The organism is Streptomyces sp. NPDC046887 (assembly GCF_040644755.1).
GTDB lineage: Bacteria > Actinomycetota > Actinomycetes > Streptomycetales > Streptomycetaceae > Streptomyces > Streptomyces lichenis.
Genome location: NZ_JBEYXH010000003.1, coordinates 212,351 through 228,212 on the forward strand (window position 1 = coordinate 212,351; position 15,862 = coordinate 228,212).

15 protein-coding genes and 1 pseudogene are annotated in these 15,862 nt (G+C 71.7%); 3 read left to right on the top strand and 13 right to left on the bottom strand.

What is annotated here, in order from left to right:
- Window positions 1–15: 15 nt before the first annotated feature.
- Window positions 16–459: an SseB family protein gene (locus ABZ945_RS05665; RefSeq protein WP_361264359.1), complete on the bottom strand. Its 444-nt coding sequence runs from the start codon at window positions 457–459 to the stop codon at window positions 16–18.
- An 82-nt stretch (window positions 460–541) separates the two neighbouring features.
- On the bottom strand, window positions 542–1,999 hold the full coding sequence (locus ABZ945_RS05670; RefSeq protein ID WP_361264362.1) for an MDR family MFS transporter: 1,458 nt from the start codon (window positions 1,997–1,999) through the stop codon (window positions 542–544).
- 67 nt (window positions 2,000–2,066) lie between these two features.
- Here ABZ945_RS05670 and ABZ945_RS05675 point away from each other — a divergent pair, with 67 nt between their 5' ends.
- Window positions 2,067–2,615 (top strand): PadR family transcriptional regulator, encoded by a 549-nt coding sequence (locus ABZ945_RS05675; protein WP_361264365.1) that lies wholly within the window; start codon window positions 2,067–2,069, stop codon window positions 2,613–2,615.
- Window positions 2,616–2,716: 101 nt separating this feature from the next.
- On the top strand, window positions 2,717–4,213 hold the full coding sequence (locus tag ABZ945_RS05680; RefSeq protein ID WP_361264369.1) for an FG-GAP and VCBS repeat-containing protein: 1,497 nt from the start codon (window positions 2,717–2,719) through the stop codon (window positions 4,211–4,213).
- A gap of 112 nt (window positions 4,214–4,325) precedes the next feature.
- Here ABZ945_RS05680 and ABZ945_RS05685 read toward each other — a convergent pair whose 3' ends face one another.
- From ABZ945_RS05685 to ABZ945_RS05720, 8 genes and pseudogenes are all read right to left on the bottom strand, one after another.
- Window positions 4,326–4,514, bottom strand: coding sequence for a hypothetical protein (locus tag ABZ945_RS05685; RefSeq protein ID WP_361264371.1), 189 nt, complete (start codon window positions 4,512–4,514; stop codon window positions 4,326–4,328).
- Between the two features lie 10 nt (window positions 4,515–4,524).
- A complete protein-coding gene (locus ABZ945_RS05690; protein ID WP_361264374.1) occupies window positions 4,525–5,262 on the bottom strand; it encodes a hypothetical protein in 738 nt (245 codons plus the stop codon).
- A 513-nt stretch (window positions 5,263–5,775) separates the two neighbouring features.
- A pseudogene (tgmC, locus tag ABZ945_RS05695) lies at window positions 5,776–6,898 on the bottom strand (ATP-grasp peptide maturase system methyltransferase).
- Complete coding sequence (locus tag ABZ945_RS05700; protein WP_361264377.1) at window positions 6,895–8,721, bottom strand: ATP-binding cassette domain-containing protein; 1,827 nt, start codon at window positions 8,719–8,721, stop codon at window positions 6,895–6,897. Before ABZ945_RS05700 ends, tgmC begins: the two are co-directional and overlap by 4 nt.
- 197 nt (window positions 8,722–8,918) lie before the next feature.
- Entirely contained in the window at window positions 8,919–9,341 is a 423-nt protein-coding gene (locus ABZ945_RS05705) for a lasso peptide biosynthesis B2 protein (RefSeq protein WP_361264380.1), read from the bottom strand.
- Window positions 9,338–9,634 carry a PqqD family peptide modification chaperone gene (locus tag ABZ945_RS05710; RefSeq protein WP_361264382.1) on the bottom strand — a complete coding sequence of 99 codons (297 nt, stop codon included), beginning with the start codon at window positions 9,632–9,634 and terminating at the stop codon, window positions 9,338–9,340. The genes ABZ945_RS05705 and ABZ945_RS05710 overlap by 4 nt, the downstream gene beginning before the upstream one ends.
- Window positions 9,628–11,337: an asparagine synthase-related protein gene (locus tag ABZ945_RS05715; protein WP_361264385.1), complete on the bottom strand. Its 1,710-nt coding sequence runs from the start codon at window positions 11,335–11,337 to the stop codon at window positions 9,628–9,630. Before ABZ945_RS05715 ends, ABZ945_RS05710 begins: the two co-directional genes overlap by 7 nt.
- 100 nt (window positions 11,338–11,437) lie before the next feature.
- Window positions 11,438–11,581, bottom strand: a complete 144-nt coding sequence (locus ABZ945_RS05720; protein WP_361264388.1) for a hypothetical protein — start codon at window positions 11,579–11,581, stop codon at window positions 11,438–11,440.
- Between the two features lie 261 nt (window positions 11,582–11,842).
- On the opposite strand from ABZ945_RS05720, the gene ABZ945_RS05725 reads away from it, so the two are divergent.
- Window positions 11,843–13,228 carry a transcriptional regulator gene (locus ABZ945_RS05725; protein ID WP_361264390.1) on the top strand — a complete coding sequence of 462 codons (1,386 nt, stop codon included), beginning with the start codon at window positions 11,843–11,845 and terminating at the stop codon, window positions 13,226–13,228.
- Window positions 13,229–13,311: 83 nt separating this feature from the next.
- Here ABZ945_RS05725 and ABZ945_RS05730 read toward each other — a convergent pair whose 3' ends face one another.
- From ABZ945_RS05730 to ABZ945_RS05740, 3 genes are all read right to left on the bottom strand, one after another.
- Window positions 13,312–14,478, bottom strand: coding sequence for a lipase family protein (locus ABZ945_RS05730; protein ID WP_361264393.1), 1,167 nt, complete (start codon window positions 14,476–14,478; stop codon window positions 13,312–13,314).
- 313 nt (window positions 14,479–14,791) lie between these two features.
- Window positions 14,792–14,926 carry a DUF397 domain-containing protein gene (locus ABZ945_RS05735; protein WP_361264395.1) on the bottom strand — a complete coding sequence of 45 codons (135 nt, stop codon included), beginning with the start codon at window positions 14,924–14,926 and terminating at the stop codon, window positions 14,792–14,794.
- A 40-nt stretch (window positions 14,927–14,966) separates the two neighbouring features.
- Window positions 14,967–15,845, bottom strand: a complete 879-nt coding sequence (locus ABZ945_RS05740) for a helix-turn-helix transcriptional regulator (RefSeq protein WP_361264397.1) — start codon at window positions 15,843–15,845, stop codon at window positions 14,967–14,969.
- Window positions 15,846–15,862: the final 17 nt, after the last annotated feature.

A 15,862-nucleotide genomic window follows, 5' to 3' on the forward strand; every position in this document is an offset into this window, starting at 1 on the left:
GTCAGTCGTCAGCCGTCAGCCGTACATGCGCCGCATGGCGAAGTCGACCATCTCCTCCACAGCCTTGGCGTCGAAGACGATCCGGTGGTCGCCCTCCATGTCGAGGACGAAGCCGTAGCCGGTCGGTAGGAGGTCGATCACCTCGGCGCCGGTGATCACGAAGTACTTGGACTCCTTGCCCGCGTACCGGCGCAGCTCCTTCAGTGAGGTGAACATCGGGATCACCGGCTGCTGGGTGCTGTGCAGGGCGAGGAATCCGGGGTTGTCGCCGCGCGGGCAGTACACCTTGGAGGTGGCGAAGACCTGCTGGAAGTCCTCCGGGGTCATCGACCCGGTGGTGAAGGCCCGCACCGCGTCCGCGAGCGACGGGGGAGACGGCTCCGGATACAGCGGCTGCTGCTGCGCGTACCCCTGCTGGGGCGGGGCGTAGGCGCCCTGTGTCTGCTCGTACCCGTACATGCGGACCAGCCTATCGGCCGGTAGGGAACGCGGGGGCGGCTCCAGGCCGTTGCCCGGCCCCGCCCCCGGGCGATGGCGCGGCTCAGGCCGATGCGCCGAGAGACTCGGCCGAGGTCGGGGCCGGGGCCTCCCGTACCTCCCGCCGGGGTCCGGGCAGGAAGAGGAGGGCGAGCAGGGCGGCGGCCGCGCCGAGGGTGGCGAGCCAGGGCAGCGCGGTGGCGGTGGCGGCGGCCTGGGCCTGGTGCAGCCCCTCGCCCAGGTGGCCGGTGAGGGTGTCGGCGTAGAGCGTGCCCGCGACGGCCAGCGCGATCGAGCCGCCGATCTGGCGGAAGAAGGCGATGTTCGAGCTGGCGGTGCCCAGGTGGGCCGGGTCCACCGCGGTCTGCACGGCGATGGTGAGCCCGGAGAGCATCGGGCCGACGCCCAGGCCGATCAGCGCCATCCAGAGCGCCATGGTCCACCGCGAGGTGTCCAGGGTCAGCCCGGTGAAGAGCAGGGACCCCGCCGCGCCCAGCACGGCCGCGCCGATCAGCCACGGCCTGGTCCGGCCGGTGCCGCTGATCAGGGCCCCGGCCAGGAAGCTGCCGGCCACCATGGCGATCATCAGCGGGTAGATCAGCAGGCCGCTGGCGGCCGCGCTGTGCCCCTGCGCCTCCTGGAAGAAGCGCGGCAGGAACACCACCGCGGCGAAGAGGCTGAAGGCGGAGAAGAACGAGGCCAGGTTGGCCACCGTGTAGGCCCGGTCGCGGAACAGGCCCATCGGCATGATCGGCTGGGCGGCCCGGTTCTCGATCAGCACGAACGGCACCAGCAGCACGGCCGCGAGCACGATCGGCCCGACCACCACCGCGTCCGTCCACCCATGGCCGTCGATGCCCTTCATGGTCAGCCCGACCAGCAGGGCGCTGATGCCCGCGGTCAGCACGGCGATGCCCGCGTAGTCGGGCCGCCCGCCGCCCGGTATCCCGGCCACCCGGGGCAGCTTGCGCCAGATGACGGCGAGCACGGCGGCGCCGAGCGGCAGGTTGACCAGGAAGACCCAGTGCCAGCTGGCGTGGTCGGTGAACAGCCCGCCCAGGTAGGGCCCGACCACATAGCTGAGGGCCATGACCCCGCCCACCGCGCCCTGTGCCCGGCTGCGCCACTCGGCCGGGACGGTGTCGGCGACCAGGGCCAGCGAGAGCGGGATCAGGGCGCCGGCACCCAGGCCCTGGACGGCGCGGAACGCGATCAGCTGGCCCATGTTCTGGGACAGCGCGCACAGCACGCTGCCGAGCAGGAAGACCACGATGCCGATGAGGAGCAGCGGCTTGCGGCCGTGCAGGTCGGAGAGGCGCCCGTAGAGCGGGACGGTGACCGTGGAGGTCAGCAGGTACGCCGTCACGGTCCAGGTGTAGAGGCTGGCCCCGCCCAGGTCCTGGGTGATCCGGGGGAGCGCGGTGCCGACGATCGTCTGGTCCAGCATCGCCAGGAACATGCCGCCGAGCACGGCGACGAGAAGAAGTCCGTTGCCGGACCGGTCACGCGTCTTATCGGTCATAGGAAGAAAGTGACATGTAGAGACTGACACGTCAAGGTGGAGGCATGGCCGGAGGTACCCTTCCGCTATGTCCCTGCGCATCGCCCTGCTCGGAACGCTGGCCTCCAAGGGCCCGGCCTCCGGCTATGAACTGGCCAAGACCTTCGACGACGTGATCAACCAGGTCTGGCAGGCCAAGCACAGCCAGATCTATCCGGAGCTGGCCAAGATGGTGGAGAGCGGGGCGGTCACCGTCGAGGAGACGGGCGGCGGGCGCGGCCGCAAGGTCTACACGATCACCGAGGCCGGGCGGACGGAGATCGACGCGTGGGTGGCCCACCCGGAACCCCACCGCGCCGTCCGCAACGAGACCGCTCTGCGCGCCTTCCTGCTGCCGCTGCTGCCGCCGGACCGGGCGGCGGCCACCATGCGGGGGCTGGCGGAGCGGCACGCCGCCCTCCTGGACGACCTGCTGAAGGACCGGGCCGAGATCGAGGCCCGGGGCGACGCACCCGGCGAACCGCCGTTCGGCGGCTATGCGCTGGACCTCGGCATCCGCACCTTCACCGTGCTGCGCGACTGGGCGCAGGAGACCGCCGAGGACCTGGAGCGCCGCGCCGCCGAGGGCGGGGGATAAGGGGCGGGCGTACAACCGTCGCCGCCCGTACGGGGTCTCTTGGTCGAACGCGTGTTCAGCGACCGAGGGCTCCTCGGCCGTTCGCAGTCCGAAGGAGTTCCGTGCGCCCCACCTCCACCGCCCTCGCCGCCACCCTGGTGGCGTCGGCCCTGACCGGCGGCGTCCTGCTGACCGCCCCGTCCGCCACCGCCTCGGTGCCGGGCGTCCTGTCCGCTGCCGCGCCCGCCGCCCCGGCCAAGCCCGCCAAGTTCGGCGACGACTTCAACGGCGACGGCTACCGGGACCTCGTCATCGGCAACGGCGACCACGGCAAGGACGGCCGGGTCACCGTCGTCTACGGGACGGCCTCCGGCCCCGGCACCCGCACCCAGGTCATCCACCAGGACTCCCCGGGCATCCCCGGTGCCGTCGAGACCGGGGACATGTGGGGCGTGGCCTCGGCCACCGCCGACCTGGACCGCGACGGCTACGGCGACCTGATCGTCTCCGCGCCCGGCGAGCAGGTCGGCCGGGTGAAGTACCGGGGCGGGCTCACCATCATCTGGGGCGGGAAGTCCGGCCTCGGTGCGGGCACCACCCTGCACTCCACCCAGACCTCCGGGGGACCCGACCAGGGCGACTTCTTCGGCGAGACCATGGTCACCGGTGACTTCGACGGGGACGGCGACCAGGACATCGTCTCCTCCAGCAACAGCCCGGCCGGTGCGCTGTTCCTCAAGGGTCCCTTCAGCCGGGCCGGGAAGTACGGCGGTCAGCAGCCCCTCGGCGGCTACGGCTACCTCAACGTGTCGGAGCTGATCGCGGGGAACGTGGACGGCAAGGGCGGCACCGACCTCTACATCGTCGGTTACGACCTCTACCAGAACATCCCCGCCAAGCAGCAGCCTGTCTTCCTGCACCGCGGCGGGGCCTCGTTCGCCGACCGGCCCGTGCACACGCTCCGCGTCCCCGACGACGGCGGCGGCCAGCAGGGCCCCGGCCTCTCCGTCATCGGCGACTTCGACAAGGACGGCTTCGGGGACCTGGCGGTTGGCCGAGGCCTGGAGAACACCGACCGGGGGCGCGGCTCGGTGATCGTCCACTACGGCAGCGCCGACGGCCGCCCCAAGCGGACGCAGACCCTCAGCCAGGACACCGCCGGGGTCCCCGGCGCCGCGGAGGACGGTGACAACTTCGGCTCGGCGCTGGACGCCGGGGACGTCAACGGTGACGGCTACGCGGACCTGGCCGTCGGCGCGTTCGGCGAGGACGCGGGCAAGCTGCGGAACACCGGCATGGTCACCGTGCTGCGCGGCGGCTCCGGCGGGCTGACCGGCAAGGGCGCCACCGCGTTCGACCAGAGCACGGCGAACGTGGCCGACACCCCGGAGGTGGACGACGCGTTCGGCCTGACGCTGAAGCTGGCCGACTACACCCGGGACGGCCGCGCCGACCTGCTGGTCAACGTCAACGAGGAGCTGGGCGGCAAGAACCGCTGGGGCCTGGTCCAGATCCTCAAGGGCTCGCCCTCCGGCACCACCACGAGCGGTGCGAAGCACTTCACCCTGGACTCCCTGAAGCTGAAGTACCGCACCCTGGGCACCTACTTGACCCGCTGAGCCCCCCCAGGGCTCCTTTCGACACCGGGCGGCAGCCCGTCCAGCACTGAGGGGCCTCCATCCGTGGAGGCCCCTCAGGCGTACTACCGGTGCTTCGTCAGGTGGCTGCCGTTCACGCCTCGCCGGGAGCCTCGTGGTGCCGGCTCTTACGGCGGTGCGTCCTGATCGTGACGGCCAGTGCCACGACGAGGGCCGCGCACCAGATGCTCAGCTCGATGATCCCCACTCCACTGCCGAGCAGGAAGGGTGCCGTGATGAAGGCGGCCAGGACGAGGACGATCTTTCCGACGAGAGCGTTCATGGTGGTCTCCTTATACGCCGCTGGTGAAGCTGGTGCTGCCGCTGCCCTTCACCGTGGTGTAAGCGTAGGGGTACATGGTCGCGTAGCAGCCGTACTTGGCCACGCACAGCTCGATCTTGCGCTTCATCTTGGACGTCGCCTGGCTGGTGCCCACGGCTGTCTTGGAAGCGACGATGCGTCGGTCGCCGACGTTGACGATGGATTGGGCGTTGGTGATGTCGTCGTCCCGGAAGCGCCAGGCGCGGACCTTGCCGCTGCCGTAGTTGAACTCGGCCCAGGTGTGGTACTTGAAGATCGTGGATCCGAGCAGGCTGCGGTGGGTGTGGGTGACGTGAGTCATCTTCCACCTGCCGCCGGTGATGCGCGGAGCGATCGTCACAGGCTCACCCTCGGCGGGCAGAGTCTGCTCACCCGGCTGAGGCTGGCCAGTGAGGTGGCTGGGAGGAGTGACTTCGGCCAGTTCGGCGCCCGTCAGGGGTTCGCCGTTGGCCGGTGAGACGGCCTGTCCATTGGCTTCGAAGGCGGCTTCCTTGATGGTCACCTCAGCCGGCTTGGTCGGGTCGACCACGCCGGCGGCGACCTCCGGAATCGACTTCAGCAGCGAGATGTCGCTCTTCGTCCAGGAGCCGTTGGCCACTCGCTGGAGCGCCGCCGCCACCGCCGGGTCCGGCGCTTGGTCGCTGGTCGCCGCCTGCGCTGCCCCGGGCGCCACGGTCGCCAGCAAGGCTGCTGCGGAGACCACTGCCATGGCGGCCTGGTTCCACGTCCCCCGGTGTCGTGCAATAAGCAAGATACTTTCCCCTTCAAGTATCAAGCGCGATGTGAAGTTGAATGACTAGTTCGACTCGGCATCCGGTGGTCAGCCGGAACCGTGCCCCCCTCGCGCTCGGTCTCTTTGTGCGCGCACCGTCAAACTAGCTGCTTGATGCCCCCGAGATCGGAAAGTTGATCAAGACCTGAGGTAGCGTCGGCCGGGTTGGTGCTCCCAGGCCGGGACGCGCAGTCCTCCGGGGGCGACGAGGGTGGCGAGGCCGGCGTCGGCTGAGACGACGAAGTGCGTGACGCCGCTGACCGCTCCCTGACGGGCGTGGTGGAGGAGGACCTTGTCGGCGGCGCTGGGGCCGGACCCGGCGGACAGTACCTTCACGCCCCGCTCGGCCCGAGGGCACCTTCTGCACGTTGACCGGGCAGCGCGGGCCGCCCTTCGTCATGGCGGATGGTGGAGTCGAGGCCGGCCCGCTGGTACGGGCCCCGGGCCGGGTCAGAGCGGGAGCCGCCAACTCGGCCCGCCCGGGCTGCCGATCCACGCCGTCTGCTCATAGGGTGTGGCGGTCATCCCGAACCCGGACAGCGTCGGGGCCCCGGTCTTCTCCCACAGGATCAGCGCCTCCTCAACCTGGTCCCAGAGCCGGAGCGGTCCGTTCTGGTGCACCAGCCATCCCTGGGCGGCGGCCTCGGTCCATGCCTGTGAACCGGTGGCCACGTCGCGGAGGACGATGCCGGAGCCGGTGGTGTGTAGTTCGGCGGAAGGCGCAGCGAGTTGGGCGACGAACAGCCCGGCCCATTCGTCCAGAAGGCGGGGTTCACGAGCGTCGGGCGGACGTCACCGTCCAACCGGAAGAAGCGCGCGGACGGGGGCCGCTCGTGCGGCCGGGCAAGCACGTAGGTGATGGTGTCGTCCACGAAGCGGCCATGGGCGGTGCCCTCGTCGTCCAGGACGAGACGGATCAGACCGGCCGCGTCCATCCATCCGCAGATGGTGGTGGTGATCGACCCGCCTTCTTCGAGCTGCCAGAACCACGACGGTGGAATAGTCCGTACGGAACAGGTGGCGATGATCGCGTCATAGTCGCCGTGCTCCGCACTCCCCCGAAGGCCGTCACCGACGACGAGCGTCGGTGCGACCCCCGCGGCAGCCAGGTGGACGGCTGCGCGATTCGCCACGCTGGCGTCGTACTCGACACTGACCACGGCCTCGGGTCTCAGGCGTCGGCTCAGGATCGCGGTCGAGTAGCCGGTGCCGGTGCCCACTTCGAGGACCCGCTGCCCCGGAGCGAGCTCCGCCACCTGAGCAGTGCGCACGACCAGCGAGGCAGGGTGGATGAGGACGTGGGTTTCCCGACGACGGGGCCGGCGGCGCCGTCGGCGTCTCGCCCGTCGACCTGGGTGACCCAGGTCCGGTCGGAGTAGACCATCCGCAGCCACTCGTCCTCCCCGACCTCCGACCGCCGCAGCGGCTCCCATGCGGCGAGGGTCTGCAGGAAGACGGCGTCGCCGAGGAAGAGTTCGCGCGGCCCTGATGCGACGGCGTCACACCAGGCGGGGTCGAGGGTGGGGTCGGCGGCGGCGATCTTCTCGGCCAGCCCTTGCCTTGCCGACGTCATCGGTCCTCCTGGAGTTTGAGCATGTCGTGGAACGGGCCGGTGCCGGTGGACAGTTCGTCGAAGGTGCCGACTTGGACGATGTGGCCGTGGTCCAGGACGGCGATGCGGTCGGCGAGCTTGGTGTTGATCAGGCGGTGGGTGATGAAGATCGTGGTGCGCCCGGCGGCGAGGTCACGCAGGCGGCTGAAGATCCGGTGCTCGGCGCGGGCGTCGAGGGCGGCGGTGGGTTCGTCCATGACCAGGACGGGGGCGTCGCGGTGGAAGGCGCGGGCGAGTGCGACGCGCTGCCATTCGCCGCCGGACAGCTCGTGTCCGCCCCACCAGGAGCGGGCCAGGGAGGTGTCCAGGCCGTGCGGGAGCCGGGCCAGGACGGTGTCGGCGCCGGCGGCTTCGGCGGCGGTGTGGACGGCGTGGTCACCGGTGGGCTGGGGGTGGCCGAGGGTGATGTTCTCGCGGGCGTTCAGCGGCCAGCGGGTGTAGTCCTGCGGGACGACGGCGATGCACCGGTACACCGAGGCGGGGTCGGTGTCGGCGAGGTCGTGGCCGTCCCAGACGACACGGCCGGTGGTGGGGAGGAACAGGCCGGTGAGGAGCTTGGACAGGGTGGTCTTGCCGGAGCCGTTCTCGCCGACCAGGGCGAGGACTTCGCCGCGGTGGAGGGTGAGGTCGATGCCGGTCAGCGCCGGGGTGCTCGCCCCGGGGTAGGTGAAGCCGACCGCGCGGGCGGTGATGGTGCCGGGCGCCGCGGTGATCCGGGCGGGACCGCGGGTGCCGGCCCACTGCCGGGCCAGGCTCAGGAACCGGGTCCAGTCGGCCAGCGACAGCGAGGTGCGGAAGAGGCGGGCGCCAGCCCGTACCGAGGTGGTCAGGGCGGTGTTGGAGGTGCGTACGGCCAGCGCGGCGGCACCGGCGGCGGCCGGCTCCATGCGGCCGGTGGCGACCAGGGTCAGCAGCGCGGCCCAGGTCAGGAGCAGTCCGCAGGCGGACAGGGCGTCGCCGACTCCTTGTACGAGGAGGGCGCGGCGGGAGGCGGTGAGCTGTTCGGTCTCCAGACGGGCAGAGACGGCGCGGTACTGGTCGATGAGGAAGGGGGCCATGGTGCCGGCGCGGACCTCGTCGGCGGTGGAGCGCTCGGCGGCGTAGTTGCGCAGGACGGCTCGCAACCGGGTGTCGGAGAGGTTGCGGTGGTGGGCGGTGTGCTCGATACGGGCGGCGCGCAGGGCGCCGAAGGCGCAGGGCAGGGCGGCCATGGCGAGCAGTGGTACGAGCAGGGGATGCAGGGCGGTGGCGACGGCGGCCGCGGCGGTGAGCTGGGCGAGGGCGCCGGTGATCTGCTGGGCGTCGAGGATCAGATCGCGCGTGGCGTCGGCGCCGTCGCCGGCCGCCTGGTGGGCGTCGGTGAAGTCGGGATCCTCGTACGCGACGAGTTCGGCGCCGTTGGCGGCGGCGATGACCTGCAAATCGGCCTCGCGAACGACCTTGGGCGCCAGCCTGGCCGCGGCCGCCCTGGCCCCCGCGTCGGCGAGGTAGCGGCCGGCCACCGCGCCGGTGACGGCCGCGAGGGCGGTGGTGTTGCCCTGGATACCGAGGATCAGACTGTCCGCGGCCGACAGGGTGGTGAGCAGGTGCGCGGTGGTGGTGAGGGCGAACGCGGTGAGGACGGCCGCGGTGACCTGGGCGGCAAGCAGGGCGAGGACGGCCGTGCGGTCCACGTGCCAGCCGAGCCGGGCGGCCCGGCCCAGGGTCGAGGGCAGGCGCCGGGCGACGGCCCGGGTGCTCAGGCGGGTGCCGGCGTCATGGTGCCGGTCCGCGGCAAGTCGCATGTGCGGGGCCTGCCGGCCGGGAGTGGAGGTCACCCGTAGAGGAAGCGGCCCCCACCGAGGCGGCGGCAACGCCTTTATCCGGGCGCCCGGACGATCGGACCAGCTCAGGTCAGCGTGACGTCAAGTTACGTGCAATGAATTCACCTGTTCGGGGCGACGGCTCGGGGTGGGAGCTTTGCCGCGGGCCGTGAGGTCTGCTAGCGATCCGGCACGGTCATCACGGGGGTCCATGGCCGGTCGCCCGCGTCGCCGATGTCCCGGCCGACGCTGTGCCCGGGCACCTCGGCCCAGGCATGGAAGGCGTCCGGCCGGAACCGGACGCCGAAGACCCAGCGGGCCTGGCGCCCGGTGAGCGCGGCGGCCAGCACGGTTGCCAGGCTCAGCTCCATACAGGCGATCCGGCCCGGCCACCACCATGGCGCGGCCGCGCACGCCGCGGTGTAGAGGGCGTCGAGCCGGGATGGGGAAGCGTAGGGGAGGTGCCGGGTCCGGCGTACGAGGGCCAGCCGCCGGCGCAGCGGGAGGCGGGAGAGGGCGAGGGCGGCCACCAGCGCGATGAAGGCCAGGGCCCGGTCCGGCCAGGGCGCGGTGGGACGGGGGCCCGAGGCGACGACGCTCATCTCCACCACCTCCTTCGCCGCCGGACAGCCGGGCGGGCGACGTCGATGAGGACCCCGCGTTCCAGCAGGTCGGCGACGCACTTGGCGACGGCGGCCCGGGTGGCGGCCGGGTCGAGTCCGGCGGGGACGGCGATGCGGTCGGCCAGCCCGTCGACGGACCCGAGGCGCAGAGCCTCCCGCCATACCTGCGCGGCGGCCGGGGGCAGCGACAGCCACTGCCCGGTCCGCGTGTCGAGGATGGCCGTGCCCTGCTCGGTGCCGGCGTGATACACGCCCGGGGCGACGCTCAGCATGCCGACCCCCGCTCTGCGGCAGCGGGGCGTGTGGCCAGCCACTGGCAGGTGATCAGGAGATAGTGCAGCTCCCCGATCGGGGCGGCGCTCTGCCCGGCGGCGGTCGCTCGTAGCGTGCGGCGGGCCGCGTCCGCGTCGAGCAGGCCCGCCTGGACGAGCGGGCTGTCGGTGATCAGGCGATCCAGCGCGCGGTGGTGGCGGGCGAGACCGGCGATCCGCTGCGCGGTGAAGGACCCCTTGGAGCGGCGGCCGGTCAGCCAGGGGGGAAGCTGCGGCAGGGCAGCGGCCAGCAGGGGCTTGAAGGTGGCCACTCCGCGGCGCTCCGCCGCCGGCACGGCGAATGCCGCCCGCACCACCTGGTTGTCGAGGTAGGGATGGACCGGGTTCAGCCCCATGGCCTCGTACAGCGGCAGTTCGGCGCGGGCGGCCGCGCCGGTCGAGCGCAGCGCCGTCCACTGGTCGGCTTCGTCGGCGAACTCCGGTTGGGCGCTGTCGGCGGCCTCGTGCAGCAGCGCGGCGACCGTGGCCCGGCCGGTGCCGGTCAGCCACCTCGTGGCCTGGCCGGTAGGGACCCATGCCCACCCGAGCGGGTGCTCGGCCACCCTGCCGGTTTCCAGCGCCCCGGCGGCGTACAGCAGGCTCTCGCGCCGACCGGTGCGGGCGGCCCGCCGCAACGCCTTCCCGTACGGGCCGGGCGCCTGCCCGCGCAGCCGCGCCCAGGTGCAGGCGTGCCGCTTGGCGTCGCGTAGGTGGCCGCGCTGGATCATGCCGACCCAGGCCGCCGTGGTGGCATCCAGCACCGCGTCCCCGCCGTGGCCGGTCAGGTGCAGCGGATGCCCGGCCACCGGCGCCCGGTAGAGCCGGTCCATGTCCCAGTTCACCGCTGCGGCGGCCGGTTCGCCGGTGGGCGGCACGTCGGTGAGCGCGAACGGCAGGTGCTCGGCCGAGCCGGAGGCGATGTGGTGCTCGATGCCGGCGTACGCGGCGATACGGGAGGCGTACGCGGTGTCCTCGGCGCTGGTGTACGCATCGGTGCAGGTGACCGCCCGTACCGGGCCGATCGCGGCCCCCAGGAGCACGGCCGTGCCCGAGTCCAGCCCACCGGACAGGTCGGCCCCGACTTCCGCCGCGGCCTCGCGTACGCGTCGCTGCACCGCCCGAGTCAGCGCGGACCCGAACGCCTCGGCACCGCTGCGAAGGTCGGCGGCCGGCTCGATCCCCGACACGTCCACGATGCTCACCTCGCTGCCGCGCACCACCACGGCGCTTCCGCCGGGGACGAGTTCGATGCCCCGGTAGGGGGCGCGGTGCGGCCAGTGATGCTCGCCATGGGTGATCCGGGCCGCCAGCAGCCCCAGATCGAGCGGCGCACCGGTGAGGCGGGCCAAGTCGCCGAGATCCGGCCCCCACAGTGGGCCGGTCCCGGTCCGGTTGAGGAACACCGGGCGCAACCCGGCGAGGTCCCCGGCGATGAACCGGGTGCCGTCCGGCGTCCGGGCGATGACCCAGTACGAGCCGGGCCAGCGGGTCAGCTCCGTCCAACGGTGATCGGCGACCGTGCGCAGCGCCTGGTCGAGCCCGGCCCGATCGACACCGCAGTCCCCGGCCACGACGAGCCGACATCCACCGTCGAACGCCACTCTCACCGGTCCGCGGCACAGTGCCCGCAGCTCCTCGGCGGTGGCGCCACCACTCTTCTCCATCAGTGCTCCCCTTTCGGCAACGCGGTGGACGAGCCGAGGCCCGGTTCGCGGGACGGCCGATGCCGCCCACGGGCCGGGCCCCGGTGGTGGAGCGAGAGGGTCACATGCCCTCGAAGTACCGCTCCTTGTCGGAGTCGTTGTAGTTCTGCGAGCCGAGGGTGGCCGCGTCCACCGAGTGGACGTTCGGCTCGAAGCCGGTCGGCTCCACGTCGGCGGTCTGCTGGGTGCTCTGGGCGTCCTGCATGAGGGTGACCTCCCTGAGGGGTTCCGGCGCGGTGGCGGCCGGGCTGCACCCAGTTCAGCGCCCGCAGCCGCGGCGTCTCCACGGCGTTACCAGGGCGGTTCGCTGCGCTCGGCCGGACCTCCGTTCGCTGCGGGAGCGCTGCGAGTCGCTGCGAACCACGGTCGAACCGCGCCGGGCCGGCTCCTTGCCTCGTACTCTGGAGAGCAGCGCACGGCCTTGGACCGCACCACGCCTTCACCATCTCTGAGCTGGAGGAACACGGTGTCGCAGCCGAATGACCAGCTGGCGCACTGGGTGCGGCTATCCCAGGCCAGCTACAGCCACATCGCCGCGGAGGTCGCTCGTGTCGCGGCCGCCCACGGGCGGTATGACGTCCAGCCGGACAGCTCCCGGCTCTCCCGGTGGATCAACCACGCGGAGAAGCCGCGCCCGCCGGTGCCCGCGTTCCTCGCCGAGGCGCTGACGCGGCTGTGTGGCCGTCGGCTGACCCCGGCCGATCTCGGCTTCGCCACCGGCCCGCCGCGCCCGGGCGCAGAGGGGTGGTCGGCTCGCGCAGTCGTCGCCGCCCTACTCGACACCACCCGGAGCGATGCCGTGACCGACACCCGCCCGCCCTCCCTCTCCCGCCTGCTGACCGGCCCGGCGCTGGTGGAGGCCGTGCAGCCCTGGCTACGCCTCCCCGACGGCGAACCCCTGCCCGAGCCCGTACGGCCCGGCAGCCACGTCGGCCGGTCCGACGTCACCCGTATCCAAGCGACCACCGCCGCCTTCCGCCTCCTCGACAACGAGCACGGGGGCGCCCTGTCCCGTTTGGCCGTCGTCGGCCAGCTCCAGCACGTCACCCACCTCGCCGCCACCGCCACCTACACCGAGGAGACCGGCCGCGCCCTGTTCGCGGCCATCGCCGAACTCGCCAGTGTCGCCGGCTGGATGACCCATGACGCCGGCGTCCACGACGACGCCCAGCGCTACCTCCTCCTCGGGCTGCGGGCCGCCCACCAGGCCGGCCCCGACGGCACCGGCATCGGCGGGCACCTGCTGAACTGCCTCGCCCGCCAGGCCAACCACCTCGGCCACGCCCACGACGCCCTCGACCTCGTCCAAGCCGCCCAGTACGGCACCCGCAAACTGCCCCCCGGACGACTACGTGCCCTGCTCGCCTCCTTGGAAGCCCGCTGCCACGCGGTCCTGGGCGACATCGGCGGGATGGAACGCGCCACCGCCGCCGCCGAGCACGCGCTGACGGGCGAGGGTGACGACCCGGCCCCGAGCTGGGCCGCCTGGTTCGACACCGCCGAGTTCCATGTCACCGCCGGGGTCTGCGAGTTCATCGCAGCCGAGCACGTACCCGTCCGCTCGGCGCGCGCCATCGATCTGATCACCCAGGGCACCGCACACCGGCCGGCCGAGCGGGTCCGCAGCCGCGCCTTCGACCACATCGCCCTGGCCCGCGCTCATGTCCGCGCCGGGCAGACGGAAGCCGCCGACACCGCGACCACCACGGCACTCACGCTCATGGGCGAGGTGCACTCCACTCGCGTCAGCGACCGCCTGCGGGAACTGGACACCGAACTGGCAGCGGCCCCGGCCGACGCCGCCACGAGCGACAGCCGAGGCCGCATTCGCGCCGCGCTCCAGCCGAGTTGACGCTACGGGGCCGGGCTCAGCCCTGCAGCGGCCCCCCGTCCTTCACGGCGGTGACGAATGGGCGGCCGTGCGGTTGGTCCCGGTCAGGGCTTGGCGCAGTTGCTCGCGGTGGGCTTGCCCGCGAAACGGTCGGCCAGCCAGTTCGAGGCCTCGCCCGCGGCAGAGGTCAGCCCGAGCGCGTGGGCGAGGAAGGGGGAGAAGACGAAGAGGTCGCGGAACTCGATGTCCGCCCCCTGGGCGCACCAGTCCTTCGCCAGCTGCTTGCCGACGTTGTACGGGATGACGTCGTCGAAGGCCGAGTGCTGGACCAGGACGGGCGCGGCGGGCTTGGCCGTGCCGATACGGTTCTCCGCCACGATCCGGTCGAACGGCGCCTGACTCAGATACGCGGACACCGGACGCCCGTCCTTGGTCAGCGAACTGCTCTGCTTGAACAGGTATTTGAAGACGGCTTCCACCGTGCAGGTCTTACGCGCCTCCTCCAGGAACTGCTGGCCCGCGGCATTGGCCAGGTCGCCGATATGCGATTCGGGGTACGCGGTGTCGATACCGATCAGCGCATAGCCGAGGAAACCCGCGTACATGCCGCCGTCCAGGGCCTTCGCCAGCGTCGCCTTGTCGGCGGGGGCAGCACCGGAGTACACACCCTTGATGGGGAGTTCGGGCGCGTAACTCGATGCCATCTCGGCGGCGGAGGCCGCGGCGCCGCCGCCCTCCGAATAGCCCGCTATACCCAGCGGCGCCCGGGGATCGAGGCCGGTGCCCGGCAGCCGCTGGGCCGCGCGCAGCACGTCCAGTGTCGTGCGGGCCTCGGACAGCCGCATGGCGTAGGGGTGTTCACCGGGGGTGCCCAGGCCCTCGTAGTCGGTCTGGGCGACAGCGAAGCCTTTGCCGAGCAGACCGTTGACGAAGCTGTTCTGGAAGCTGGTGGTCATATCCGGCGCCCCCTCGCCCACCAGGGTCTTCGACGGCGCGCACTGGTCGCCCATGCCGGAGGTGAAGGGCGCGTACGCCACGATGGGCCGGGGCCCCGCGCCGGTCCAGGCCTGGGTAGGCACGATGATCGTTCCGGTGACCGGGATGGGCTGGTTCTTGGCGTTGCGGCTCAGATACATGATCCGGGTGGCCTTGGTGCCCGGGTAGTTCGAGGGCTGCTGTTTGATCACCTCGCCGTTGCCGCCCGCGGGCAGCGGGGACGGCGGGACGTAGAAGGCCTCGTCGGCGCCGGCCTGCGGGGCGGCGACCATCATCAGCAGAAGCAGCGCGCCAACGGCGGCCAGGGCGGCGACGGCCCGGTGAATCAGAGGCTTTTTGTGGGGCGCGAATGGGCGCGCGGAATCGAGTAATGAGGGCACGGGTACTCCTCGTTCCGGACATGCCGAGGGATGGCGGATCCATCGGCCGGGATTCGTGTCCGCGACCGTAGCAACGGCCCCACCACCCGGAAACAGACCGGAAAAAACTTCTACCCGCCGGACAGACCGGGCCCCGTCCCCTTGCACCGGAGTGAGTACGCCCCCGCCGAAAGCCGCCTGTGCGGGCTCCGGCGACCCGGCTTCCGGACTACTCGCCCCGCAGCCCCATGCCCTTCACCGCGGAGACAAACGGCGCCCAGGCGGTGGCGGCGAGGAGGAGGACGGGGCCCTCGGTCACCTTGGAGTCGCGGACGGGGACGAGGCCGGGGACGTTGTCGGCCACCTCGACGCAGTCTCCACCGGAGGTGTTGCTGTAGCTGCTTCTACGCCAACCCGCGGTGTTCAAGTCCGGTGCCGTGTGCGCCATTACGCCAGTCCTTCGCAGCTTGCTCGATCAGGGCGAGGGACGCCTCCGGTGAGAGGGCGGCGGCCCGCAGCCGATCGTACGACCTGCGGTACTGCTTCACGAGCGGCGGATAGTCGATGGTCTGGCCGTGGTACTGCGACTCGGTGTAGAAGAGCGGCGGCTCGTCGGCGAAGGTGAGGATCATGGCGTTGTTCGCCATCAGGGCATGAGCGCCCTCGTTCCACGGAAGCACTTGAAGAGTGATCCGGCCGGACCTCACCAGTGCCGCGACATGCTCCAACTGCTCCGCCATCAGGTCGGGCGGCAGCACCGGCTTCCGCAGTGCGATCTCGTGCAGCACGATCCAGTACTCGGGCCTGATCGGGTCCTGCGCGAACAGCTCGGCGCGTTCCAGTCGACCGATGATCTTCTTCTCGATCTCCTCGGCGGTCTCCAGCGGCGGGTCCGCCTTGAACAGCGCGCGGATGTAGGGCTCGGTCTGGAGCAAGCCTGGGAACATGGACTGAGACCACTGCTCGATGGTCAGTGCCCGCCGCTCCGCCTCCAGCACCGTCTCGAAATACGGGGCGTGGCCGTTGAGGCGGGCCTTGCGGACGTCCTCGCAGTTCCGGAGGAAGTAGCCGTCGGTCTTGAGGACCCGGTCCACATGCGAGGCGAGGTCCTCCGGCATGGAGCGGTTGCCGCGTTCGATCTCGCTGATGAAGCCCAGTCCGTAGAAGCTGTCCTCCGCCAACTGCTCCAGTGTCAGCCTGGCCTCGTTGCGTTTGTGGCGCAACTCCTTGCCGTACAGCTTGGACACGGTGATGAAGTCGTCGTTCTTCTTGCGCGCGGCCATGGTTGCCCGCCTTTCAA

Excerpts from the sequence above, each read along its gene's own strand:
- ABZ945_RS05690 (WP_361264374.1), bottom strand. The coding sequence starts at position 5,262 with ATGGCAGTGGTCTCCGCAGCAGCCTTGCTGGCGACCGTGGCGCCCGGG.
- ABZ945_RS05665 (WP_361264359.1), bottom strand. The coding sequence starts at position 459 with ATGTACGGGTACGAGCAGACACAGGGCGCCTACGCCCCGCCCCAGCAG.
- ABZ945_RS05730 (WP_361264393.1), bottom strand. The coding sequence starts at position 14,478 with ATGATGGTCGCCGCCCCGCAGGCCGGCGCCGACGAGGCCTTCTACGTC.
- ABZ945_RS05700 (WP_361264377.1), bottom strand. The coding sequence starts at position 8,721 with ATGCGACTTGCCGCGGACCGGCACCATGACGCCGGCACCCGCCTGAGC.
- ABZ945_RS05715 (WP_361264385.1), bottom strand. The coding sequence starts at position 11,337 with ATGGAGAAGAGTGGTGGCGCCACCGCCGAGGAGCTGCGGGCACTGTGC.
- ABZ945_RS05740 (WP_361264397.1), bottom strand. The coding sequence starts at position 15,845 with ATGGCCGCGCGCAAGAAGAACGACGACTTCATCACCGTGTCCAAGCTG.
- ABZ945_RS05685 (WP_361264371.1), bottom strand. The coding sequence starts at position 4,514 with ATGAACGCTCTCGTCGGAAAGATCGTCCTCGTCCTGGCCGCCTTCATC.
- ABZ945_RS05670 (WP_361264362.1), bottom strand. The coding sequence starts at position 1,999 with ATGACCGATAAGACGCGTGACCGGTCCGGCAACGGACTTCTTCTCGTC.
- ABZ945_RS05710 (WP_361264382.1), bottom strand. The coding sequence starts at position 9,634 with ATGCTGAGCGTCGCCCCGGGCGTGTATCACGCCGGCACCGAGCAGGGC.
- ABZ945_RS05720 (WP_361264388.1), bottom strand. The coding sequence starts at position 11,581 with ATGCAGGACGCCCAGAGCACCCAGCAGACCGCCGACGTGGAGCCGACC.
- ABZ945_RS05705 (WP_361264380.1), bottom strand. The coding sequence starts at position 9,341 with ATGAGCGTCGTCGCCTCGGGCCCCCGTCCCACCGCGCCCTGGCCGGAC.
- ABZ945_RS05675 (WP_361264365.1), top strand. The coding sequence starts at position 2,067 with ATGTCCCTGCGCATCGCCCTGCTCGGAACGCTGGCCTCCAAGGGCCCG.